Source organism: Endozoicomonas numazuensis (assembly GCF_000722635.1).
GTDB lineage: Bacteria > Pseudomonadota > Gammaproteobacteria > Pseudomonadales > Endozoicomonadaceae > Endozoicomonas_A > Endozoicomonas_A numazuensis.
Window position 1 is genome coordinate 1 of record NZ_JOKH01000009.1, and the last position, 23200, is coordinate 23200.

The 23200-nt window shown below is 45.3% G+C and carries 17 protein-coding genes and 3 pseudogenes; 2 read left to right on the forward strand and 18 right to left on the reverse strand.

What is annotated here, in order from left to right; all coding sequences use genetic code 11:
* Positions 1-94 precede the first annotated feature (94 nt).
* The 4 genes from GZ78_RS24150 to GZ78_RS24165 all read right to left on the reverse strand — a co-directional run bounded on the left by GZ78_RS24150 (position 95) and on the right by GZ78_RS24165 (position 5430).
* Entirely contained in the window at positions 95-2098 is a 2004-nt protein-coding gene (locus GZ78_RS24150) for a transglutaminase TgpA family protein (RefSeq protein WP_051786507.1), read from the reverse strand.
* Positions 2088-3119 (reverse strand): DUF58 domain-containing protein, encoded by a 1032-nt coding sequence (locus tag GZ78_RS24155; protein WP_236631679.1) that lies wholly within the window; start codon positions 3117-3119, stop codon positions 2088-2090. The genes GZ78_RS24150 and GZ78_RS24155 overlap by 11 nt, the downstream gene beginning before the upstream one ends.
* Before the next feature lie 4 nt (positions 3120-3123).
* Positions 3124-4023, reverse strand: a complete 900-nt coding sequence (locus tag GZ78_RS24160; RefSeq protein WP_034842171.1) for an AAA family ATPase — start codon at positions 4021-4023, stop codon at positions 3124-3126.
* Positions 4024-4230: 207 nt separating this feature from the next.
* Positions 4231-5430, reverse strand: coding sequence for an O-succinylhomoserine sulfhydrylase (locus GZ78_RS24165; RefSeq protein WP_051786508.1), 1200 nt, complete (start codon positions 5428-5430; stop codon positions 4231-4233).
* Between the two features lie 312 nt (positions 5431-5742).
* Between GZ78_RS24165 and GZ78_RS24170 the strand changes: the two genes are divergently transcribed.
* Positions 5743-6507: a 5'-3' exonuclease H3TH domain-containing protein gene (locus GZ78_RS24170; protein ID WP_034842173.1), complete on the forward strand. Its 765-nt coding sequence runs from the start codon at positions 5743-5745 to the stop codon at positions 6505-6507.
* A gap of 70 nt (positions 6508-6577) precedes the next feature.
* Here GZ78_RS24170 and ltrA read toward each other — a convergent pair whose 3' ends face one another.
* The 4 genes from ltrA to GZ78_RS24190 all read right to left on the reverse strand — a co-directional run bounded on the left by ltrA (position 6578) and on the right by GZ78_RS24190 (position 10989).
* The gene (gene ltrA, locus GZ78_RS24175; RefSeq protein WP_201772790.1) at positions 6578-7903 is read right to left on the reverse strand and encodes a group II intron reverse transcriptase/maturase; all 1326 of its coding nucleotides are present in this window, start codon (positions 7901-7903) and stop codon (positions 6578-6580) included.
* Positions 7904-8396: 493 nt separating this feature from the next.
* Positions 8397-9908 (reverse strand): amidophosphoribosyltransferase, encoded by a 1512-nt coding sequence (gene purF, locus GZ78_RS24180; protein WP_034842176.1) that lies wholly within the window; start codon positions 9906-9908, stop codon positions 8397-8399.
* A 178-nt stretch (positions 9909-10086) separates the two neighbouring features.
* A complete protein-coding gene (locus GZ78_RS24185; protein WP_034842178.1) occupies positions 10087-10584 on the reverse strand; it encodes a CvpA family protein in 498 nt (165 codons plus the stop codon).
* A 120-nt stretch (positions 10585-10704) separates the two neighbouring features.
* Positions 10705-10989 carry a ComEA family DNA-binding protein gene (locus GZ78_RS24190; protein ID WP_034842181.1) on the reverse strand — a complete coding sequence of 95 codons (285 nt, stop codon included), beginning with the start codon at positions 10987-10989 and terminating at the stop codon, positions 10705-10707.
* 344 nt (positions 10990-11333) lie between these two features.
* Between GZ78_RS24190 and GZ78_RS24195 the strand changes: the two genes are divergently transcribed.
* The gene (locus GZ78_RS24195) at positions 11334-11768 is read left to right on the forward strand and encodes a DUF29 domain-containing protein (protein ID WP_034842182.1); all 435 of its coding nucleotides are present in this window, start codon (positions 11334-11336) and stop codon (positions 11766-11768) included.
* Positions 11769-12245: 477 nt separating this feature from the next.
* Here GZ78_RS24195 and GZ78_RS24205 read toward each other — a convergent pair whose 3' ends face one another.
* The 10 genes and pseudogenes from GZ78_RS24205 to asnB all read right to left on the reverse strand — a co-directional run bounded on the left by GZ78_RS24205 (position 12246) and on the right by asnB (position 23200).
* On the reverse strand, positions 12246-14276 hold the full coding sequence (locus GZ78_RS24205; protein WP_034842188.1) for a polysaccharide biosynthesis protein: 2031 nt from the start codon (positions 14274-14276) through the stop codon (positions 12246-12248).
* Between the two features lie 18 nt (positions 14277-14294).
* Positions 14295-15479: a DegT/DnrJ/EryC1/StrS family aminotransferase gene (locus tag GZ78_RS24210; RefSeq protein ID WP_034842189.1), complete on the reverse strand. Its 1185-nt coding sequence runs from the start codon at positions 15477-15479 to the stop codon at positions 14295-14297.
* Positions 15480-15555: 76 nt separating this feature from the next.
* Positions 15556-16188, reverse strand: a complete 633-nt coding sequence (locus GZ78_RS24215; protein ID WP_034842191.1) for an acetyltransferase — start codon at positions 16186-16188, stop codon at positions 15556-15558.
* A gap of 1 nt (position 16189) precedes the next feature.
* Positions 16190-16819 (reverse strand): sugar transferase, encoded by a 630-nt coding sequence (locus GZ78_RS24220; protein WP_034842193.1) that lies wholly within the window; start codon positions 16817-16819, stop codon positions 16190-16192.
* Positions 16820-16837: 18 nt separating this feature from the next.
* Positions 16838-17506: pseudogene (locus tag GZ78_RS24225) on the reverse strand (IS1595-like element ISEnu2 family transposase); the annotation flags it as partial.
* 43 nt (positions 17507-17549) lie between these two features.
* Positions 17550-18297: pseudogene (locus GZ78_RS28550) on the reverse strand (IS5 family transposase).
* Between the two features lie 78 nt (positions 18298-18375).
* Positions 18376-18696 (reverse strand): annotated as a pseudogene (locus GZ78_RS24240) (transposase); the annotation flags it as partial.
* 178 nt (positions 18697-18874) lie between these two features.
* A complete protein-coding gene (locus GZ78_RS24245) occupies positions 18875-20101 on the reverse strand; it encodes a glycosyltransferase family 4 protein (protein ID WP_034842198.1) in 1227 nt (408 codons plus the stop codon).
* The gene (wecB, locus tag GZ78_RS24250; RefSeq protein WP_034842200.1) at positions 20098-21177 is read right to left on the reverse strand and encodes a non-hydrolyzing UDP-N-acetylglucosamine 2-epimerase; all 1080 of its coding nucleotides are present in this window, start codon (positions 21175-21177) and stop codon (positions 20098-20100) included. Before wecB ends, GZ78_RS24245 begins: the two co-directional genes overlap by 4 nt.
* Positions 21178-21316: 139 nt before the next feature.
* Positions 21317-23200 (reverse strand): asparagine synthase (glutamine-hydrolyzing), encoded by a 1884-nt coding sequence (gene asnB, locus GZ78_RS24255; protein ID WP_034842212.1) that lies wholly within the window; start codon positions 23198-23200, stop codon positions 21317-21319.

The following is a 23200-nucleotide window of genomic DNA, read 5'->3' on the forward strand; positions in this document are numbered from 1 at the left end:
TTGCTTAAATAGGTCAACTATTCGCACAAATTCAGTGAAAAAGCTGACTCGTTCTACTGAATTTTATGCTCGGACGCTATTCTCGGTCAGCCTCCTAGAAACCCGCCAGAAGCCGTTTAAGCTCTGCTATCTCAATATCACTTTCCTTATAAGCCGCCTTAATATAGGTCTGGCAAAAAGCCATAACAGGTTCTGCGATCGAGTCATCCCATTTCGATATACGACGAGCAAAGCTTAACTCCGCCTCTCCTACTTCAGGGACAAAGCCTCTTCGAGCCATTTTTTTAAGGAAACGGCTATATATTTTTTGCAAAGGAGATAACCTTTGGCGACGATAGAGCAGAGTTAATGACAATATGAGAAGCGTCAAACTCACACCAAAAGTCAGGACAACAGCCTGCCGCCAGTAAAAGTCTTTGTCACCCAGGAGATCTCGAAGAAAGGTTTCCTGCTCATCTTTCTTGAAATTTACCACCGATCTCTGCCACTGATATTCTGCCTTTTCGAAAGCAAGCCTGACTTTATTGAGAATGCCTAGTTCTCGGTAGCGATAAAGAGATAACGGACTGTCAGGTAAAAAAGTTTCGGAACCGCCTATTGCAGCTTCCAGCCCTGATTCAACTCTCTGGGGAGAAACGGCAGCTGTGGGATCAAACCGAAGCCATCCCTGCCCTGCCACCCAGATTTCTGCCCAGGCATGGGCATCAAACTGCCTCACCTGAATAAGGTTGCCATCTTCCTTAAACTCCCCTCCCTGATATCCACCGATTACTCGCGCAGGCACACCTGCTGATCTCATGAGATAGACGAATGCTCCCGCATAGTGAGCACAGAACCCTTTCTGACCTTCAAACAAAAACTGATCAACCGAAGAAATGTCATCGTATAGAGGAGGAGATAAAGTGTAATAGAAGTTATTCTGACGAAAAAATGATAGCAATTGGCCTGCCATTTTCACCGGATCCTGCCCCGACTGATTGAACACTTTTAAAGCGTATTGCCGGCTACGATCATTACCCACATCGGGAATCTGAGTATTCAACTCGGTAAGCCAGTCTGGCATAGATATCGATCGTGGTTGTGGAACCACCCCATCCATAGAATATAACAATCGACTATCAACGGGCTGATCAGCTTCCAGTCTCATAGTCCTGAAGAAAAAACTGTTTTCAGTCACAGCACCGGCAGCACCCAGGGTATACAGCCAGGGCCTTCCTGTCGGCTCCATCATTACTTCATATTGATACCTGCTCTCACGATTCACCCACCAGCCAGACTTTTCAGGCTGCTGGCTGATCCAGTTCGTTCGAGGTAGACCCGCTTCGGAAAATGACTGATCGGATTGCTTCCAGGTCTTACCGTCGAATTGATCCAGCACCACTGCCCGCCAGTATCTTTGATTAGCCAACGGCACATCACCTGAGAATCGAGCGCGGAATACCAGTTCATCTGAACGACTGAGCCTGGCTATATCCCCGGGTGTCATAGCATCAGTTAAGCCGGTTCTGGCGCTGCTATCTGGCAGAGGTACAGACCAGAGTGGCCCCATACGAGGTACCAGGACAAACAAGAGAATAGTTAAGGGAACAGCCTGTAATGCCAAAGCCCCTGCAAACTTGAAACTGGAAGTAACGGGAGTAGAGCCAGAAGAACGAAACAAACCCTGCTGAGCTGCAATTAATATAAGAAGACAGAACATCAGATAGCCGGCTTGCAATAATGTCTGGGAAAACAGAACTGCGGTAGCCACCAGAAAATAGCCAATATAGACCACTACCAGAGCGTCTCTCTGGCTTCTCATTTCCAGCAGTTTCAGAGCATACCCTGCCGCCAGAATAGAAACCGAGGATTCCAGAGAGATCAATGGTTTAAAGCTGAGACCTACCGAACCAAGAGCTATCAAGATCAGTCCAAACCGTAACCATAAAGGCAACCAATGACCTCTACCCAGCAAAATCGCAATTCGCCACCCCGCTGAAAAGCACCCTAACAGAATGATAATCGCAGGTACCTGTTTCCAGACTGGTAATAACACCAACAAGAGTGCTGCAATTAACCAAAGCGTTGACGCTCTGCTAACCAGTGCACTAGCTAACATGGGTGCCTCCAGATTCCTTCTTGCCGTAGGAAAATAAGGCCAAAGCTTCAAGGCACTCTTTTAAATGTTGTCGCCCAATATTAGCTGCTACCTCTTTATCAGGAAGCGACAAACAGTATGGCTTGTTGGTGGACTCACATTGCAGACACCACCCAGTCAAAACAGATAATTTTTCCTCCAGCCCTCCCCCTGGAGCAAGCTGTAATGAGAGCTTTATTTGACTCCCTATGGGCTCTTCAAACAGCTTTGTATTCAACTCATTGGTTCTTGCATAACCTTTCCAGTCAACATGACCCGAAAGATCAGACGTTTTGTACCGCCGGAAGCCCGCAAAATCATCTTGTCCTGACTGGGTTTGAACCCCGGTTTCATCCCCAGCTCCTCTTGAGCTCGGTAAAGGATGAGAAAAGTCAGGCTTTGGGTAAATCAAAGCCTGACTATCAAACTGTACCCAACTCCATGCCCTGCAAAACCCTAGAGGGTAAACACTTTCTACCCTCATCCTGCCCGGCTGAAACCAACCTCTGACGTTGGCTTGAACCAGCAGCGTACTGTCCTGATTCTTTATAAATGAATAAGCTACTTGCTCATTGTCAGGCCAGCCTAATTTTACAGCGTGCCTGCTTCTACCACTCGATTGCAAAAGCAATTTAATCGGTATTAGCTCTCCTGCATGACGTGATTCAGCAGACTTGGAAACCAATGTAATGCCTGCAAGATTCCTCCAAGTATGAAGAATCGACAACATAAACAGGCTGATCATAAAAAAGGACAACCCGAAAGCCAGGCTATTAGCGTAGTTAGCTGCAAGAATAAAAATAAGTGCGACCACTGCAAGCCAGATATACCCTCCCTTAGTAGGAAGAATAAATATCTGCTTTTGATCCAGAGTAATATGCGATGCTGGAGGAATACGACGATCAAGCCATTTTAGATAACGCCGTTTAATTTCTAGTTTGAGCATTCGCTTAATAGCATTATTATTAATGGGTGGAGCTGACCCAAACGATCCATCTGACACGCCATTACCCCATGACTTGAGTGGTAGTCAGCAGTTCTCTGACAGACTTGCCCTGCTCTTTTACCTGCAATCTATGACCCACCACGGCTACAAAAACAGCCTGAACATCCTCGGGAATGACGTAATCCCGGCCTTCCATCCAGGCCCAGGCCTTTGCAGCACTCATCAAAGCCAAACCCGCTCGCGGAGACAACCCTACTTTGAAATACTCTGCTTCTCTTGTCTTAGTAATCAATCTCATCACGTAGTCCAGCAACATGTCTCCAACATGCACCTGAATGACTTCATTCTGCAATTTGATTAATTGCTCAGCAATCAGAAACGTAGACAGATTACCCAGCTCTACACGCCCAGCCTCACCTTTTAAAATAGCTTTTTCTGACTCTGGATCAGGATAACCCAGCTCCAGCTGCATCAGAAAGCGATCAAGCTGAGACTCAGGTAAAGGGAATGTTCCCTCCTGATAAACCGGGTTTTGAGTCGCAACAACGAAAAATGGATCTGGTAGAGGTTGCCGCTGGCCATTCACTGAAACCTGACGCTCTTCCATGGCTTCAAGTAAAGCGCTTTGAGTTCTGGGTGAAGCCCGGTTGATTTCATCAGCCAGTAAGAGTTGGGAAAACACCGGTCCGGACTGAAAAACAAAGGTGGAAGTATTCTTGTCAAACACGGTGACACCAGTGATATCGGCAGGCAACAAATCACTGGTGAACTGAACACGCTGATGGCCTAAGCCCAATACTTGGGCCAAAGCATGAACCAACGTTGTTTTACCCATGCCGGGCAAGTCTTCTATCAGCAAATGACCTCTGGCTAGAAGGCAACAAACGGCAAGCCTGATCTCCTGATCTTTGCCACGAATGATCTTGCTCAGAGCATGAATACATTGATTGACTTCATTCATTGGTAGGGATTCCGTTTTTATTCTTGATGACCCGGCTTTTTATAGAAATAAACATGACCATCAACGATGATCTATGTTTCTTGTGCTCTAGGAGGCTGACCGAGAATAGACAGCTCGGACGCTATTCCCAGTCAGGCTCCCAGGCTGTTTTATCGGCCAAATGACGCAAAAGAACAGAATTCCTTTTCTGCTCCAGACTGACTTGGCTTAAAGCTGCGCCAATCCTTTTTCGAGATCTGTTTTCAAATCTTCAAAATTTTCAAGACCTACAGCTACCCTGATCAGATTTTCTGAAATACCTGCTCTTGCCTTATCTTCATCAGAGAGGCGACAGTGGGTAGTCGTTGCCGGGTGAGTAATAGTCGTTCGGGTATCACCCAGATTGGCTGTTCTGGAAATAAAGGATACAGCATCCATCACTTTCCAGGCTTGCTCTCTACCACCTTTTACTTCAAATGCGAGCACACCACCAAACGCTTTTTGCTGACGCTTGGCCAGACTATGACCCGGATGAGATTCAAGACCACTGTAATGCACTTTTTCAACAGAAGGATGCTCTTCCAACCATTGGGCCAGTGCCATGGCATTTCTACAGTGCGCTTCCATTCTCAGGTTAAGAGTTTCGAGAGCCTTATAGAAGTTCCATGCATTAAATGGACTCATGGAGGCACCCGCAGCCCGCTGCCATAAGTGCATCTCGTTGATTAGCTCTTTACGTCCCACAGCCACACCGCCCATGCAACGACCCTGACCGTCAATAAATTTGGTCGTAGAATGAACGACAATATCAGCACCAAGCTTTAGAGGCTGCTGCAAAGCGGGTGTGCAAAAACAGTTATCCACCATCAGTAACGCATCGTTCTCATGGGCAATAGAAGCCATGATTTCCAGATCAACTACTTCTCCTAATGGGTTGGACGGCGTTTCAAGAAAAAGTAAGCGTGTTTCTGGGCGCATGGCATCTCGCCACTGCTGATAATCTGTAAAGTCTACAAAGGTCGTTTTAACCCCAAACTTATCCAGATACTTGGCAAAAACAGTTACTGTAGTACCAAAAACACTGCGTGAACAAATGACATGATCACCTGCTTTCAGCAGCCCCATGCACATACCCAGAATCGCTGCCATACCAGAAGAAGCCGCACAAGCCAGCTCGCCCCCTTCAAGGGCAGCCATGCGATCTTCAAACATTTTTACTGAAGGGTTGGTGTACCGTGAGTAAACATTACCTTCTTCATCACCCGCGAATACTGCCTGAGCCTGCTCAGCACTGTCATAGGTAAAACTGGAAGTCAGGTAAATGGCTTCACTGTGTTCTCTTTCACCGCTGCGGATAACGCCAGTCCTGATAGCCTGGGTTTCGAATGCCCATTGATCCTGGTGGTTACTCACGTCGTTGTCTTTCATTTCTGATCCTGATTACGAGCCTACTGCTTAAAGGCTCTGGGTATCTGCCAATCCTTAGCTTTCCAATATAAGTTTGGAAACTATCAGACAAGCAAGCCCCAGATGGCTGACAAGATGCCAAAGATAACGAAAAAAACCGATCGTTGACAGTAAAAATACCCATAAAACCGATAGCAAGAGCAGGAAAGAACCATAAATCAGAGAAGCCGGATTTATGGTAGTCTTGTACCCAGAAAATTGACTGACAAAGTCATTCTTTTTCTTTCAAAATCTGAATACTTTTATAGCTCGTGGCTGCTCAGGAAAAACGGAATGCCCCCTCATCTACTGTTAATTGATGCGCTTAACCTGATTCGCAGAGTTCATGCTGCGGTAAGAGCACCTGATGAAGACAGCCAGGTAGATGGTGCTGTTTCAGCCACCCTCTCATCATTAATTCGTGCCATTAAGGAAACATCTCCAACTCATTGTCTGATTGTTTTTGATGGTAACCCGCCTACTTGGAGACATGAGCTTTTTCCTGATTATAAAAAGGGTCGCAAGCCCATGCCCGACTCTCTAAGAAAAAGACTGGGAGACTTCAATCGAGCTTTCCAAAAGATGGGAGTCAAAACTTTCAGAAAATCAGGACTTGAGGCAGATGATGTCATTGCTGCAATAGCTTCAAAAGCCTCAAAAGCAGAGGTGAGAACCACCATTCTTTCAACAGATCGTATTTTCCTACAATTGCTGGCTTCACCACACATCAAGTTACGAGATCATTTTCAGAAGCTTGATTATCAAGGACAGAACGTACAAAACCTTTATGGTTTTGGCGCTGACAAGCTGACCGAATTCTGGGCCATTGCAGGCGTGGGAGATGTTCCTGGTGTTCAGGGTGTAGGCGACAAAGGAGCAACTGCCTTAATTCTGGAACACCAGACAATGAGTAATGTATTTTTACTGGCAGAGGATGCCAAGGGTGCGGCGGGAAAGGTTATCAAACAAAAAGACCAGGCACTACTGAGTTTAAAACTGGCTACACTGGCTTGTGATATTGAGGTAGGTGTTCGGATGAAAGACTTGAGATCGGGATAGGACGTAGCCTCACGGCTACGCTCCTCCCACAACACCCAGCATACGGGTCCGTACTGGGCGTTTCGGCCAGTTAAGCGGCCAACAATCTGATTAAACCTAACTTATCAAACCAACTATTGGGTAGCGCCATGTGTAACGCAGGACTCCGGCTCACTCGCCAATGTCCTTTTCCTGAAGCTACCGTTTGCCTTGTCAGTTTGTCACTGATTCCCTGCTTTCGCAGTTCCTTGTACCGCTTTGGGCTTCTCTTCCATTGATACCAGAGCAGACTTCGCAACCGCCTTCTTATCCAACAGTCAAAGTGTTCAAACTCTGTGTGGGTTTCTACTTCTCGGAAGTAGTTCTTCCATCCCTGCAAGTACCTGTTGAGTCCTTCCAGCCTCTGCTCAAGGGATCGACCTCCCTTTCGGGTTAGCTGTCTGATTTTATCCTTGAAGCGCTTGCCACTCTTTGTCGCAAGGGTTTTCCTGCCGTCTCGGGTAAAACTGTACCCCAGAAAGGGGCGCTTCCATGCCCGATCAACCGCGCTCTTTGTGTGATTGACTTTCAGTTTCATTTTACCCTCGATCAGCTTGACCAGACTGGCCATCACCCTTTCCCCTGCCTTCTTACTTTTAACAAACACACGACAGTCGTCAGCGTACCGAACAAATCGCAGACCTCGATTTTCGAGCGTTCTGTCAAGTTCGTCCAATACTATGTTTGAAAGTACAGGAGACAGGGGACCTCCCTGTGGCACACCCTCCGCTTGCGGTTTTACCAGCCCGTTTTCCATCACTCCGGACTTCAGGAATCGACGAATCAAACGCAATACATCCTTGTCCTCTATATGCTCTGCCAACTTTGCCATCAGTCGATCATGGTTGACCCGGTCGAAAAACTTCGACAAATCAATATCCACCACCCAGTTGTAACCATCCTTCATATACAACTGAGCCTGACTGATAGCCTGATGTGCAGACCTATAGGGCCTAAATCCGTAGCTGTAAGCCGAGAACCTTGGCTCCCACTCTGCCTGCAATACTTGTTGTATTGCCTGCTGCACCATTCGATCAAGAGCTGTTGGTATACCCAACTTTCGCTCTCCTCCGTCCGGCTTGGGAATCAGAACTCTTCTTACTGGAGTGGGTTTCCACAACCCTCTGCTCAAACACTGCCTCAGTTGACGACCATGCCCTTGTAAATACGTGAACAGGTCTTCCACTGTCATGCGGTCAATGCCTGCCGCTCCTTTGTTGCGTTTTACTCGCTGAAAGGCTTTCTTCAGATTATTGGGGTGGGCGATGCGTGCCATCAGGCTTGCATCGCTTGCCGGGCTTTCGTAATCCTGTGATGCCGACACAACCTCAGCCCTCATAACGTCGCAGCCTCCGGTTCCGCCGTGACCACTTGGCATGAGTTCCAGTGTTTGCTGGATTTGTCTGCGTCCGGTGTATCGAATAACAGAAACTATTCACCACTCTGTACCGTTCAGGCCTTCACTGACATTCGCCAGCTACTATGCCGTCTGCTGACTTCTGTATGGCGATCAGACCACCTTACGATAGCCTCAGTCCGAAATATCAGACACCACACAGACCTCCCGAGGTAAGTCACACCGCCTTCGCCGCACAACCGCCAGATCTACTGCCTGAGTGTCCGGATGAGTATGGACTTCGTCATCATACGCTGACTCGTCCTCACGCAGACAGCCTCATATCTGATTTCTGTTCGTCGGCTCGCGGTTTTGCTCCACACTGCCTTCAGCCTGCACCTCACGATACAAACCTTGTGCTTCGCTAGTCCTTCGCCCTCATCTGGCTGGACAGGGGACTTTCACCCCCAAGCTGTGTGACATGCTCGGCACACGTATGAGCCAGCTTCAGAAGAAGCTGGCTGAGAAGAATGTATTAAGCCAGTTCTTCATCGTTGTGCAGATCCATAATGGAATCGCTGCGCTCGTTGGCTCTCGTTTCTTCGTTTCTACTGGCAGCAAGACGCCTGAGATATTCACTGTCGATACCCCCGGCAATATACTTGCCATCAAACACAGAACAATCGAAATCTGTTATTTGAGGGTTCAGGGACGAAACGATTTTTTTGAGATCTTCCAGATCCTGGAAAATAAGTCGATCCGCACCAATCTCTGTCTCAATCTCTTTGTCAGTGAGTCCATAAGCAATGAGTTCTTCTGACGTTGGCATGTCTATCCCATAAACATTGGGGTAACGAATAGCTGGTGCAGCCGAGCTGAAATAGACGCTCTTGGCACCACTGTCTCTGGCCATTTCAATGATCTGCTGACAGGTTGTTCCCCTCACAATAGAATCATCTACCAACAGTACATTCTTGCCTTCAAACTCCTGATGAATGGCACTCAGTTTTTGGCGAACAGACTTTTCGCGCACCTCTTGACCCGGCATGATGAAGGTACGACCGATGTACCGGTTCTTAACAAACCCCTCTCTGTATGGAAGTCCTAACCTTGTTGCTATCTCTAGTGCAGATGTTCGACTGGTATCCGGAATCGGCATAACCACATCGATATCGTGCTCTGGCCATTCTCTCAGAATCTTGTTGGCCAGAATTTGTCCCATTCTCTGATGCGCCTGATAGACTGGAATACCATCAACTATCGAGTCTGGACGTGCCAAATAAACATATTCAAACATACAAGGGTGCTTAACACCCTGAACACATTGGAAAGTATGTAACTGATTCTCGGAGTCAATGAAAACTGCTTCGCCTGGCTCTACGTCACGGATAACTTCAAAACCAGAAGCGCTCAACGCCACTGACTCAGAAGCAATCATGTATTCGGTGCCCTTTTCGCTCTCGCGTTTACCAAAGATAAGAGGACGTATGCCATAGGGGTCGCGGAAACCAATAATGCCATGACCATTGATCATGGCCACCACAGCATAACCACCTTCGCAACGCTCATGAACCCTGCGAACCGCCTTGAAAAAGTCTTCAGGTTTTGGCTGTAACTTTCCTGATTGCACCAGCTCATGGGCAAAAACATTGAGAAGGATTTCTGAATCTGAACGGGTATTGATATGACGAAGATCGGTTTTAAACAGCTCCTGCTTGATACTCTCGGCATTGGTCAGATTGCCATTGTGTGCAAGGGCAATACCATAGGGAGAGTTGACATAAAATGGCTGAGCTTCAGCTGAGCTGGAAGTCCCTGCTGTCGGGTAACGAACATGGGCAATACCCATGTGCCCTACCAGCTTTTTCATATGCCGGGTCCTGAAAACATCTCGGACCAAGCCATTATCTTTCCTCAGGTAAAAATTACCACCACCCAAGGTCACCATCCCGGCTGCGTCCTGCCCCCTGTGCTGAAGCACGGTCAGCGCATCGAACAACAGCTGGTTAACATTCACTGTCGCCGAAATACCGACAATTCCACACATGTATAACATCCTCAGGCTTGATCAGCGGCTCAGAAGCGTTGACACAGAACCCAGAAACTCAGAAAACACTGACTTTCTGAACTCATAGCGACCTTTAGAGCCCATTTTCTCTCAAGAGTTCACTGAAAAGCCTCCCCCGGAAGTTTGCCTGTTCCCGGGACGCTCCTCAGAGAAAAATTCAACCTGCTTGCAGGACCGGCTCAACCCACTGAACCACCGTTTGCTTGGACCAGTCAGCAAGCAGCAAAAAGTGAGGCAATAATACCGAATCTTGCCATGCTTCGTCATTCTCTAATGGTGCAAATGTCATTACTCCCACCGCCAAAACCACGAGAAGACACCCTCTAAGCCCCCCAAAAATCATACCCAGCATCCGGTCTGTCCCAGTAAGGCCGGTCGCTTCAACCAATTCAGCAAAGATCCGATTCACCAACCCACCTACCAGCAAAGTGGCAATAAAAAGTAGAAGGGATGCAGAAATTACTCGTACAGAAGGAGTCTCTACATACTGAGTCAGCAAGTGAGCAACACTGCCATTGAAAGTCCAGGCAACAAAAATAGCCACCACCCAGGTCAGAAGTGACAGCACTTCTTTGAAAAAGCCACGCTTCAGGCTGATTAGAGATGAAACAACAACAATGGCTGCAATGACCCAGTCAATCCAGGTAAAGGTCAAGGGAGTACTCCTGCACAAGTTCTTTATCCGAACCAGATTATCGGTTTTAGTACGCGTACTCAACAAACAAAAAAGCCCGTCTCGCTGGACGGGCTTTTTTTGTTTGTCTGTAACACTGCTCTATTCTTCGAAGATTATTCTTGATTCGTTCTTTTTCATGAAGGCCTCACCGATAAACTTCACCTGGTCAAGATCATCCATATTTTTGAAAGGTCCATGTTCCTTTCGGTGTTTGACTATTTCTTCTGCCGTTCGCTTACCTACACCTATAAGCTTGTCATCGAGTTCTTGGACTGTTGCCGTGTTGACGTTTACTACAGGAGTTTCCCCTTTACTGTTGGCAAATGAGCCAGCAGAAAACATTAAAAGACTGGTAAGAGCGATTGTTGAGAAATATTTTTTCATAATCAAACTTCCTTATTGATCATTGAGGTCAGGCTTCAGATATCTCCAAAACCATTATTTCCAGTTTTAGACTGTTCCGAAGCAAACCTAAAGCGGAAACCTTAAAAAATCTTCTCTTTTTCAAAAATGTCATGTAAGCAACTGATTTTATTAAAAACTCAGGCCAGATGCCAAAATAGGTATTCTGGCCAAAAAGCCAACATTTTGACAACACAGAAGTATGATCAATACTATTTTCTCAGTCTCTGACAACAAAAAATCAAAGGAGAACACAGATTCGTAAAATATGAAGCGGGTAAGGTAGACTAAGAGCAGTGGGATATGAATAGAGCAGGTAGCTTCTTATGCGAGACTTGTATGATACCGACTTTTACAGCTGGACCCTGAGGCAGGCTGAGCTAATCCGTGAAGGCCGCCTGGCAGAACTGGATCTTGAAAACATCCTTGAGGAAATAGAAAGTATGGGCCGCAGCGATTACAGAGCTTTGCAATCCCGGCTGGAAGTACTTTTCATGCACTTACTGAAATGGGAGTACCAGCCTGAAAAAAGACAAACAAGGCACAGCTGGGAACGCACCATACGTGAACAACGAAAGCAGACACGTCGAATTCTACAGGACTCTCCAAGCTTAAAATGCAAAATTGAAGTTATGCTTCCTGTTGCTTACAAAAGAGCAGTCGAAGATGCAGCGGAAGAAACAGGACTATCTCCTTCAACCTTCCCTAAAGAGCGTCCCTGGAGTTACGAACAAGCTATAAACCCGGAGTTCTGGCCTTGAGCTGACTACAGGACATTTTTTTGAGGAGAGTGCTGGCAAGGTCAGCAGCATAAGCTAAGAGAGTAGTCCTCACACAAACTTTCTTTGATGCCAATGAACCCTGCCACAGCACTCCAAAACAAGCTTAGTGTTCATCTCAATTGGAACAAGGCTCTTTGCGAATTTATTGCTCAATTCATTCTGGGGCTGATCAAGCTCAGAACCAGTTCTCTATACAGACTCCGTGTTGCTTTTGTCAGAAACGGTGGCCAGCAGAAAGTATTTTTCATCGGGGTTTAGAATATCTACAGAAACCACTTTTGAATCCTGATAAATTGAAAAGTGAATATAAACAAGCTTTGAACTTTTTTGTCCCGTAGTCAGTTCCGAAACTTAACAAAGAGGCCAATAGCCGTTAGGGCTATTTAAATATGACTTTGAACATTTTGAATTATTTGTTGAAAAATGCTTAATCCTGCCCGACACACTGTTTAATAGTCAATGATATTTCAGTACTTGCTTCTCTTGTCGTGAATCAGACTGTCTAGACTGATCCATCCAGTCAACTACATCAGAAGTGGGGGCAAAGCCATTTACATAACTAGAAAGCAGATTTCTTAGATCAGTAAAACGTCGATCTCTGGCAACTTCGAAGACAGTTTCCAAAGCCAGTCTGTAGTCCTTCCATGACTCTTTACCTTCCATTGCCATACTTATCTTAGGATGACTTGTACCTGTTACATTGTCTCCAATCAACAGTTCTTCATAAAGTTTTTCACCAGGTCGTAATCCCGTGTAAACAATTTCAATATCGCCTTCGGGATTACTTTCATCCTTTAGGGTTAAACCAGACAAATTAATCATTCGTCTCGCCAGATTAACTATCTTGACAGGTTGTCCCATATCCAGCACAAAGACCTCACCACCACTGGCCATTGCACCTGCCTGAATCACCAAAAGCGCAGCCTCAGGAATCGTCATAAAATAACGATTTATGTCTGGATGAGTAACTGTAATAGGACCTCCTACTCGAATCTGCTCACGAAACACTGGAATAACCGAGCCACTGGAGCCAAGTACATTGCCAAACCGAACCATTGTAAAACAGGTATTTACAGGAATTTTAGTAGTTGATTCAACACCAAACTTTTCCGCGTGAAACAGATTTACGAAATTTTCATCCGCCAACCCCTGTAAAGCCATTTCAGCTAAGCGCTTTGAAGCTCCCATAACATTAGTAGGTCTCACCGCCTTATCCGTAGATATCAGTACAAAACGCTCTACTTGAGTGACAATAGCTGCTTGAGCCGCATAAAGCGTTCCCAGTGTATTATTACGTAAACCTTCTTCAATATTATGTTCAACGATAGGTACGTGTTTATATGCAGCGGCATGATAAACCGTATCCACAGCGAATCTGCGCAACGTTTCAATCAATCGGTCTGGATTATTTACAGAACCTAGTACTGCTGCTATCTGAACGGCTTTAAAGTCATTTAAACTATTTTGAGTCTTTATTAGATCCTGCTCGACAGAATATAAGCTGTATTCACCGTGCTCATAAAGGACCAGACATAAAGGCTTCTTCTTAAGAATTTGTCTGCAAAGTTCAGAACCAATCGAGCCACCTGCCCCAGTAACCAAAACTACCTTACCAGTGATACACTTTTCTAGAAGATCTTGCCTCGGTGCAACCTCTTCCCTTCCAAGAACATCCCCAATATCAACTGGCTGGATTTCCTGCATTTTCATGCGGCCGCTTGCTAGATCAGACATGGCAGGTACTGTTCGAATAGGCAGACCATGTTGTTCAAGAGTCTGGACAATCTCCTTTCGTCTTATTTTTGTTGCTGAGGGTATAGCAAGAAGTATCTCCTGCACTCCTGTCTCCTGAACCATCTGCTCGAAATGTTTAGGCCGATATATACGTCTCCCCTGAATGGCACGACCAGCATTGTCTTTTTTGTCATCAAGGAAGGCTACAGGTTGGTACTCAATCCCCTTGTCTAAAGCAGACATAACCTGCACTCCTGCTGCTCCTGCGCCATAAATGGCCACAGGTATACCTCTTCGTGAATGACTTTGACTCCGAGGAAAGAACTCTGGAAAGATATCTACTATAGACTCCTCCAATAACCAGCTTCGAATCACATAACGGGAGATCGTCATCGTGGGTAGTAACAGCAGCCAGTAAATAAATGGTATTGAACGGGGAAGATGGACCGAGCCAAAAACAAAGCCAGCTAACATTAAACAGATCGTGGAGTACGAACATGCTTTAATGATGACTATTATGGAGTCAGAGCCCATATAGCGAAGCACAGCTCTATAAAGTCCCATTCTAACCAAAAAAGGTAAAGTCACTGCTACAGCAACAATAAACGCAGGATAATAACGAATAAACGAATCCACCACACCCAAGCGAATATAAAATGCCAGCCATAAGCAAAGAATTATTGCTATTGAATCAAATAGCAATGCAACCAGCCGTTTTCCCGAGCGTGGTAGAGAGAGCAGTATGTGGCGCATTCTTTTAAAATCCAAATGTTAGAATCTTAACTGAGAGGCTTGAAGCATAACTTCTCGAAGAGCAACGATTGTTTTTTCTATTTCGTCATCCTTCAAGGTTGGATGCACTAGAAACATTAGACTGTCACTCCCCAACTCTTTAGCTACTGGAAGGTCTTTATTAGGCCTAAATCCTGTCGCATCAAATGCTTTTTCTTTATAGACTTCTGAGCATGTACCTTGCATACAAGGAACGCCTCTAGACTGAATTTCAGCAACAATTCTATCTCTACTCCAACCTTTATTTAACTCATCGGGTTGAACAAAGACATAAAGTTTATAAAAAGCATGTTGTATATATTGTGGTAATACTGGTACACGCAGAGCAGAAAACTCGGAACATGTATTACTGATTGCCGTAGCATTTGCTTTACGAAGCTTATTCCACACTGGCATTCGTTTCAGCTGAATTCTACCGATGACTGACTGCATTTCTGTAAGCCGCCAATTAGTACCGAATGATTCATGAAGCCAACGGAAACCAGAAGGATGCTCCCTGTTATAAACAGCATCATAAGACTTGCCGTGATCTTTATAAGACCACATTCTGTTCCATAAAGCCTCATCATTGGTAGTAACCATTCCACCCTCTCCGCCAGTAGTCATTATCTTATCTTGACAAAAAGACCAAGCACCAATATGACCTATAGACCCTACACTTCTACCCTTATAAGTAGCTCCATGAGCCTGGGCGCAATCTTCAATGACAAACAAGCTATGGCGGTGAGCCAAATTCATAATGTCATCCATTTCACAAGGCCAACCTGCCAAATGTACACAGATAATGGCCTTAGTTTTAGGGGTTAAGACCTTTTGGATAGTATCTGCAGTAATATTTTGAGAGTTTATGTCAACATCAGCAAATACTGGGATAGCACCTGAATTAACAATACAACTGGCAGAGGCAATGAAAGTACGGGAAGTAACAATCACTTCATCACCAGCTTTAATATCTAACGCTTTTAGTGCAAGGTCTAAAGCTAATGTGCCATTGGCTAAAGCTATGGCATATTTACTCCCAGTGTATTGAGCGAATTCTTTTTCAAACTCATGACCTTCAGTACCTGTCCAATAATTAACCTTGTTGGACAGCAGGATTCGAGAAATGGCTTCAACCTCTTCTTGAGTGAAGGAAGGCCATGGAGAAAATGGGGTATTAAACATTTGGGGATATACTTACAATAGAGTCCACAAAGATTAAACAAAAGAGCCTTACTTTAGCCCTTCACGAATGTTGTGGTTAAGAAATTAATTTGGCAGGAACACCAACAACAATAGTATTTTCAGCAACATCATCAAGAACAACAGCCCCAGCTCCGACAATAGCACCTGAACCAATCGATACTCCCTGAATAATCTGACTTCCCATACCTACCCAAACAGCCTTGCCTATTGACACGCCACCAGCCAAAGAGGCACCAGGGGAAATATGTGAACCATCATCTACATGGCAATCATGATCTACAGTACTGTTGGTATTAAGAATGCAGGCACGACCAATAACTGTTGCTACATTCACAACTACACCGGCAAAAACAACTGCACCCTGCCCTACCGAAGCAAAGGAGCTGATAACAGAGGCTGGATGAATAACAGCAGGAAACTGAGCACCAGCCTTTAAACCTCGCTCTAACCACTGTAAACGAAGTGCATCATAGTTAACACCAACCCCCAATGCCATCGAAGGAAATTGATCAACAAATGTTTCCATATCAGAGACACATCCAATAACAGGCCAACACCCTACCTTCTTTAACATTGGAAACCTATCATCCAAAAAGCAAACAGACTGCCACAGACCTGTAGTAAGTGCACAATCAGCGACAACTTTAGCATGACCACCAGCACCGAGAATTAAGAGAGTATTTTTCATACTAATCCTTTAATTCTTTGTGCTTTTTGCTGTCCATATCGCCTGATGCACCCGTAAAGTAAGGCATAGTAGCGTGATCATCTGCACTAATATCATCTTTAAACAGCACCTTCTTGAACGTCATAAATAGTATTTTGATATCCAACCACAAAGATTGATTATCTACATACCAAATATCCAGCTTAAACTTCTCTTTCCAACTAATTGCATTTCGACCATTAATCTGTGCCCAGCCAGTAATACCAGGTTTCATCTCATGGCGGCGATACTGCTCTTTTGAATACAGAGGGAGATATTGCATTAACAGAGGGCGTGGCCCTACCAGACTCATATCACCCTTTAGTACATTCCAAAGCTCTGGCAGTTCGTCAAGACTGGAGCCACGCAGCCAGCGCCCAAAGTCCGTCAGACGCTCGCTATCAGGCAAAGGCTGTCCATCAGCATCGCAAGCATCACGCATGGTACGAAACTTGACCATATAAAAAGGTTTGCCATTCAAACCTGGTCGCTCCTGAGTAAAGAAAACTGGACTTCCCAGGTTACGGCGTACCTTCAGAGCCACATAGACCAATACAGGGGTAAGCATTACTAAAGTAAAAAAAGAGATAACAATATCGATAGTACGTTTCATTTAAACCTTAGCCTCTGGCTATGTTGCACTTAAAGGTTGAAAGCGGAGAAACTCCATAATTTTATTACCCAATCGATCAGGTGTTAGAGTTTGAATCCCGGTTAAAGCTCTACGCCAGCCCAGGTAATGTGGTAAGTATTTTGTCGCAACCCCATGAAAAATCCCTTCTATCCAGCCCTTAAGATGGCCATGATATGCATTGACATGTTGTAAGTGAAAGATTCCATCTAAAACCCTTTTGCCAGATGATGTCACCAGCTCCTTGAAGGTGAATCCCAGCTTCCTCGCAAGCTTCTCGTGAGCGAGACTTGCATCAGCACAAACAACAGTTTCAATATTGATTCGACCATTCAAATGACGACAAAGTTCGTCTGCACTCTCGTTATCAAGAATACCATCTACAGTGTGACAGTTGCGATCTCTGGCTACCATGACTGGGACTTTCCTGCATTCAGATTTCTTATCGGAGCCTCTTTTGCGAGCAGGTCTAGGCAGACCTTTCCTCTGCCCCTTAAACGACTCACGAAAGAATGTTTCGTCGATTTCCGCTATACCACCAAGCTCTGGTGCCTGATCATGCTCAATGGCTTGCAAAAAGCGATGACGCCAGCGGAATGAAGTTCCAAGCGATATTTGGCACTGCTTGGCAGCCGGACGAAGCGTGTGAGAATGAGTCATTCCTTCTAGGGGGCGTTCTCATCCAGCCGACCAATCAGATTGTAATATAGATTTACGCTAACCAGATCATGATGGCCGCTATCTGAAGCATCCCCGTATAATTCCGTAGCAGCCTCTCGTAGCGAGTTGCTACACGCCGGAAATTTTTGAGTTTTTGAAATAGTCGCTCAACCAGATTCCGTTCCTTATAAATTTCTTTATCATAATCTCGCTGGCTTACCCGGTTACACCTTGGAGGAATAACCGGTTCAGCTCCCGATTCCTTGACCTCAAGGAGGAATGCATTGGAGTCATAGCCTTTGTCAGCAAGAACAAAATCAGCTGACAAACCCTCTATAGGGCATTAGCTTGACCATACTCTGACGCTTGACCGGCTGTGAGAATGAAGCGAATAGGATTACCGAGCGCATCAGTAGCGGCATGGATCTTAGTCGTTAAACCACCTCTTGATTTTCCGACGGCCTCAACATCTTGAGTTTTTTTTGGGGGGCACCATGCTGATGAACTCGGATGATTGAGCCGTCAACCATCAGGTACTCCATATCGCGATCCCTATTCAGTTCTTCAAAGACTCGATTCCATATACCTTTTGCACACCAGCGACTAAATCGGTTGTACGTGTTATGCCAATCACCAAATTCTTCGGGTAAGTCTCTCCACGGAGCACCAGTGCGATCAATCCAGAGAACCGCTTCAATAAACAGCCTGTTTTTAGCTGTTGGTCCAGGGTCAGAAGCTTTACCTGGTAGCATGTCTTTGATCCGATCCCACTGTTCATCTTTGAGTACTGTGCGAGCCATAACAAACCAAAATAATACATTCTAGCTGAATATCAGCTGGCTTTTTGGTCAGTTTGATGACGAGCTGATAGGTCGTTCAGATGAGTACACCCCCCCTAGATAACTGGACCATTTTTCGGGGTGCCTGAGTCGAGCCAATGGTGTTTTGGAAAAAGAGTTCAAAGTTTTATGGCAATCCTTGCAACGAAAACGCTGGCGCTGGTTGCGAATACCCCACCGCTGTAGATCTTCAGAACCGCAGTGTGGGCATATTGGTGCCTTTATAAAGCCCTCTTCGATGGAGACAGCAATATCGGAAGGGGAATGTCGATCCGATAGTGCATTAAGCAGAATATTTTTCTGTTGATTTGTCAGTAACGAAATTGCATTAAGAACTTCTTGAAACTGCTGAGACTGCATAACCTAGCCTCCGGTTGAAGAACCTCGTGACAGTTTAGTCCTGTCAACCCTTTAGCGAAACATAGCCTTAGCCTCTCGTCACACTATGCATGGCCAACACAAGTAAACATCTTTGTACAGCCAATCACCATAGCTCTCAGCAATTGCGCCTTGATCAAGGCGGTTCAACACAACACATTCATCTGCGCTCACTTACCAATTCATTCAACAAAGTGGCGAAACGAGCTCCGAGTGCATCAAAACCATGGTTCTTTTCAACGTAGTCTCGCCCAGCATGTCCCATAGCAGCACGCTGAATTGGAGTCATCTTTACAAGCGTAGTAATAGCCTCTGCCAATGCCTCAGGATTTTCAGGTGGAACCGTAATACCTGCTTTAGCTTCTTCTATAGGATTGTTTGACGACTCACAGGAGAAAAGTATTGGTCGCCCGCCAGCAAGGTAATCGAAGAGTTTATTAGAGCTAATACCAAATTTAAAAACAGGAGAATCGATCAAATTGAATACAAATGCATCAGCCTCTGCCGCCAGAAAAGGGATCTGCTGCTTCGGTACTGGTTCCTCGAACTCAACACTGTCCAAATTCAACTCTCGCGCCAGTTGAATCAACTCGGCCTTAAGCGGCCCATCACCGATTACCCTAAGACGTACGTGCCGCATTCCCGGGCGTTTTTTTAACTCGGCCATCGCTTTTAGTACGTTATTGAGTCCGTTTGCCTGACCATGGGCACCGAAGTACATTAATGTGAAGGTATCTAATGTTGATGGCTGTGCGGGTTCAGGATAGCCATCAAGTTCGACGCCATTAGGTATCCAGACAATTTTTTGCTCAGGAATGCCGAGCGGTACAATATATTTTGCTGCCTGTGGCAACAGCACCACAATGCTATCTGCATGCTGATACAGCCATTTTTCAATAGAGCGCAGTACACTGGTAATGATGCTTTCTTCACGAAGCCTACCGAGATCTACCAGTGTTTGTGGCCACAGATCACGAACCTCGAACACAAATGGTACGCGAAAACGCTTAGCCAAGATTAGCCCAGCGACAGCAGTGAACGGGTGAACACTGGATCCAACGACAACACTTGGCCTGTTAAGCTCTCGTGTGACCCCTGGAATCAGTACGCGGAGCGCATATGTCAACATATTTAACATTCGTCCCCCGCCATTACCTTTGTATTGAGGGGTTCGTACCCACATAAATGGAATGCCCCCGAAATGATCAATACGTTTTCTTTCTCCAGCCGAAAGCCGCTGACGCCCTGTATTGAGTTCAACGCTTGCCGCTATCACCGACGCACACCAACCATGTGATAAAAGATGTCTAGCAAGACTGTAATGGCGAGTTCCACCTGCTCCCCCTGGCTCCTGGGCATAATGATTCAGAATCCAGACGTTTTTCACAATTCAAAGCTCTCGATCAAACTGTTTGCGATAATTGATGACGCATTACCAGAACCATATGGCTGTATATCATCCCCTTGACTGCCAAGAGCTGAAGTCATCGCCTCTTTTACAGTCTCAGTGTTATTAATTGGAGGCACCAACCGATTCCATCCAGCATCAACTAACTCCGTCCATTCTGTTTCGTCACGCAGTGTTACACATGGTACTCGGTGAAAGAAAGCCTCCTTCTGTACTCCGCCTGAATCCGTAGCAATTAGACTGGCGTTTTGTTCGAGCATGACCATGTCGAGGTAACCCACGGGGTCGATGAACTTCACATTGGGCGGGAAAGCTAATCCGAAGCTTGCCAGACGGGCACGCGTACGAGGATGCAACGGTAACACGATTGTGTGCCCAAAGGCAGCAAAACCCGAGAGAATGGAGCCTAATCGTTTAGGGTCATCGGTGTTCTCTGCACGATGAATAGTAGCCAAGGTATAGGCCTTAGGCTGCAAATCGAGCCGTTTCAGAATCTCACTGCGACTCTCTGCACGCTGACGATAATACAGCGCAGCATCGTACATCACATCGCCTACACATTGCACTGTATTGCCTGCAATACCTTCAGATACAAGATGCTGGACAGCTGTCTGGGTGGGAGCAAATAACAGGGTAGCAGTATGATCAGTCAGTACTCGATTGATTTCTTCTGGCATACTTCGGTTAAATGAGCGTAACCCAGCTTCGACATGCGCAACCGGAATATGCAGCTTCACTGCAGCCACTGCTCCGGCAAGGGTGGAGTCTGTATCACCATATACCACTACCCAGTCAGGCCTCTGCTTCAATAACACCTGTTCAATGGCTTCAATCATTCGACCGGTGTTCTGTCCATGACTGCCACCTCCAATTCCTAAATGGTGGGCTGGCTTAGGAATGCCCAGTTCGTCAAAAAACACATCGGACATATTAGCATCGAAATGCTGGCCAGTGTGGAGTATGGTTTCTGTAACACCCTTTGCAACAAAGGCGTGTGAGACCACCGCTGCCTTGATAAATTGCGGGCGCGCACCGATAATGGTGGTAACTTTCATAACTGACTCTTCAAAATATTTCAAGTAACTTAAACAGTTTCACTCTTCTGCCTCTCAGTTAATACTTTCATACAGAACGTACTGATCTTCTTAGGCCATCTTACCAGATGTATTTTATATACAGGCAGAACTGTTTTCATCATAACCCTTTGATATATTTACGATTCATTTGCAACCAAACCTCCATTGCTAAAGGGTTAAAAATTTCCTTGAACCATATTGTTTCACGCCCATGCGATTGAGAACAATACTCATTGTAGTGAGCCAACAGCTGCTCTCGATTTATGAGATCTAGCTTGAATATCAAGGCATCTCTATGAAAATATTGATCAAGGACTGTCTTTTTGAGATCTTTTTTTAGCCATTCACCTTGGGGATTTACAAAACCTTGCTTATCCTTTCGCCAAGTAATCTCTGAAGGTAAGTAAGGCTCCACTGCTTTGCGCATAGCGTACTTTGTCCAACCCTTCTTAATTTTAAGCTCACTTGGTGCCGATAACAGTTGTTCCATGAGTCGATGATCAAGAAAAGGCAGACGAATTTCTCTCGACCAAGCCATTGACATTTTATCTTCAAAGTGATTTAGCGTTGGAACGGAGAATCGCTCAACATCCAGAATTTGTCTTGAGGAAAGAGACTCTCCTCTCTTCAACCCTAAATTGACCGGTAAGTATTCTTTAAGAGCTGGACCAAGAATATTTCTGCGACCCCGTTGGAATATTGAAGGAAGGTATCTTTTAGCCTCAGCCCAAGAGAACTGATTGAGTATTGCACCGTTACGCCAAAAATCCCACAAAACTTTACATGCTTTAAAATAGCGCTTACTTCTCAATAAGTCTTGAACGTAAAAGCCAAGGAATTTACGATAACCGCATAGCAATTCATCAGCTCCCTGACCACTGAGAACAACCGTAAGACCTAGCTCTTTTGCTTTCTTCATTAATAAGTAATGAGCAATATTTGAAAAGCTGCCAATAGGACTATCCGAATGAAATGTTGCTTCTTCAAGTAAAGAAAACAAGGTATCCGAGCTTAATGGAAGTTCGACTTTTTCAACAGATCTGTTCAAATGAACAGCAACCTTATCAATAAAAGGCGACTCATCAAACCTTGGGTCATCACTAACTGCAGCTAGTAAACGGCAGTGACCATTCTTCCCATTAATCTTATCTACTGCTGCAGCTATTGCTGAAGAGTCAAGACCACCTGAAAGCAGCACTCCAACAGGGACATCACTTCTCAAACGTTTTTCCACACTGTCCAGAAAAGTGCTTCTAATCTGATCAATAAACTCATCCTCACTAACCGGCACATCGGAGATATTATGTATGTCCCAATATAGAGATACATCTTTCTTCAGTGCTTCTCCAGAGAGGTCAATTGAAACGATGGTAGCAGGCTGTACTTGCTCAATATCAGAAAAGAATGTGTGACATGTCGTATTCAGCAACGATTGTGAAAGATATTCGCCAACAGCCTGCATATTCAAACTGAAGTTTTTCCCTGTCATTAGTAACAGTGTTTTCAGCTCAGAAGAGAAATGCAACTCTTTATCTGAAAAGTAGAAGTACAGGGGCTTTTCACCGGTTCTGTCTCTGGATAGATAAACACAATCATCAGTCGGAGAGTAATATGCAAATGCCCACATACCATTGAATCGGCGAGTGGCCTCTTCAACGCCCCAATGAACTAATGCAGCTAACACTACCTCCGTATCAGAACCACCAGAAAATGATACGCCTTCAATTTTTTCTAATTCAGCTTTAAGTTCAAGATAATTATAAATTTCACCATTATATATAAGTAGTGCCCCCGTATCAGCATGGTGCATTGGCTGACTACCCGCACCAGAAAGATCAAGAATTGACAGCCTCTGATGCCCAAGACCATAGCACCATAAACCCCTACTCGATTTAGCTTCTCCCTGTGCATCTGGACCACGATGTTTCTGCAGTGCACACGCCTGTTTCCATTGAGAATCAGACAAGTGCTCAGAGGAAAAATACCCAACAATACCACACAT

Coding starts and splice junctions, on each gene's coding strand:
- GZ78_RS24150 (WP_051786507.1), bottom strand. CDS start 2,098: ATGTTAGCTAGTGCACTGGTTAGCAGAGCGTCAACGCTTTGGTTAATT.
- GZ78_RS24160 (WP_034842171.1), bottom strand. CDS start 4,023: ATGAATGAAGTCAATCAATGTATTCATGCTCTGAGCAAGATCATTCGT.
- GZ78_RS24165 (WP_051786508.1), bottom strand. CDS start 5,430: ATGAAAGACAACGACGTGAGTAACCACCAGGATCAATGGGCATTCGAA.
- GZ78_RS24170 (WP_034842173.1), top strand. CDS start 5,743: ATGCCCCCTCATCTACTGTTAATTGATGCGCTTAACCTGATTCGCAGA.
- ltrA (WP_201772790.1), bottom strand. CDS start 7,903: ATGCCAAGTGGTCACGGCGGAACCGGAGGCTGCGACGTTATGAGGGCT.
- purF (WP_034842176.1), bottom strand. CDS start 9,908: ATGTGTGGAATTGTCGGTATTTCGGCGACAGTGAATGTTAACCAGCTG.
- GZ78_RS24190 (WP_034842181.1), bottom strand. CDS start 10,989: ATGAAAAAATATTTCTCAACAATCGCTCTTACCAGTCTTTTAATGTTT.
- GZ78_RS24195 (WP_034842182.1), top strand. CDS start 11,334: ATGCGAGACTTGTATGATACCGACTTTTACAGCTGGACCCTGAGGCAG.
- GZ78_RS24205 (WP_034842188.1), bottom strand. CDS start 14,276: ATGCGCCACATACTGCTCTCTCTACCACGCTCGGGAAAACGGCTGGTT.
- GZ78_RS24210 (WP_034842189.1), bottom strand. CDS start 15,479: ATGTTTAATACCCCATTTTCTCCATGGCCTTCCTTCACTCAAGAAGAG.
- GZ78_RS24215 (WP_034842191.1), bottom strand. CDS start 16,188: ATGAAAAATACTCTCTTAATTCTCGGTGCTGGTGGTCATGCTAAAGTT.
- GZ78_RS24220 (WP_034842193.1), bottom strand. CDS start 16,819: ATGAAACGTACTATCGATATTGTTATCTCTTTTTTTACTTTAGTAATG.
- wecB (WP_034842200.1), bottom strand. CDS start 21,177: ATGAAAGTTACCACCATTATCGGTGCGCGCCCGCAATTTATCAAGGCA.
- asnB (WP_034842212.1), bottom strand. CDS start 23,200: ATGTGTGGTATTGTTGGGTATTTTTCCTCTGAGCACTTGTCTGATTCT.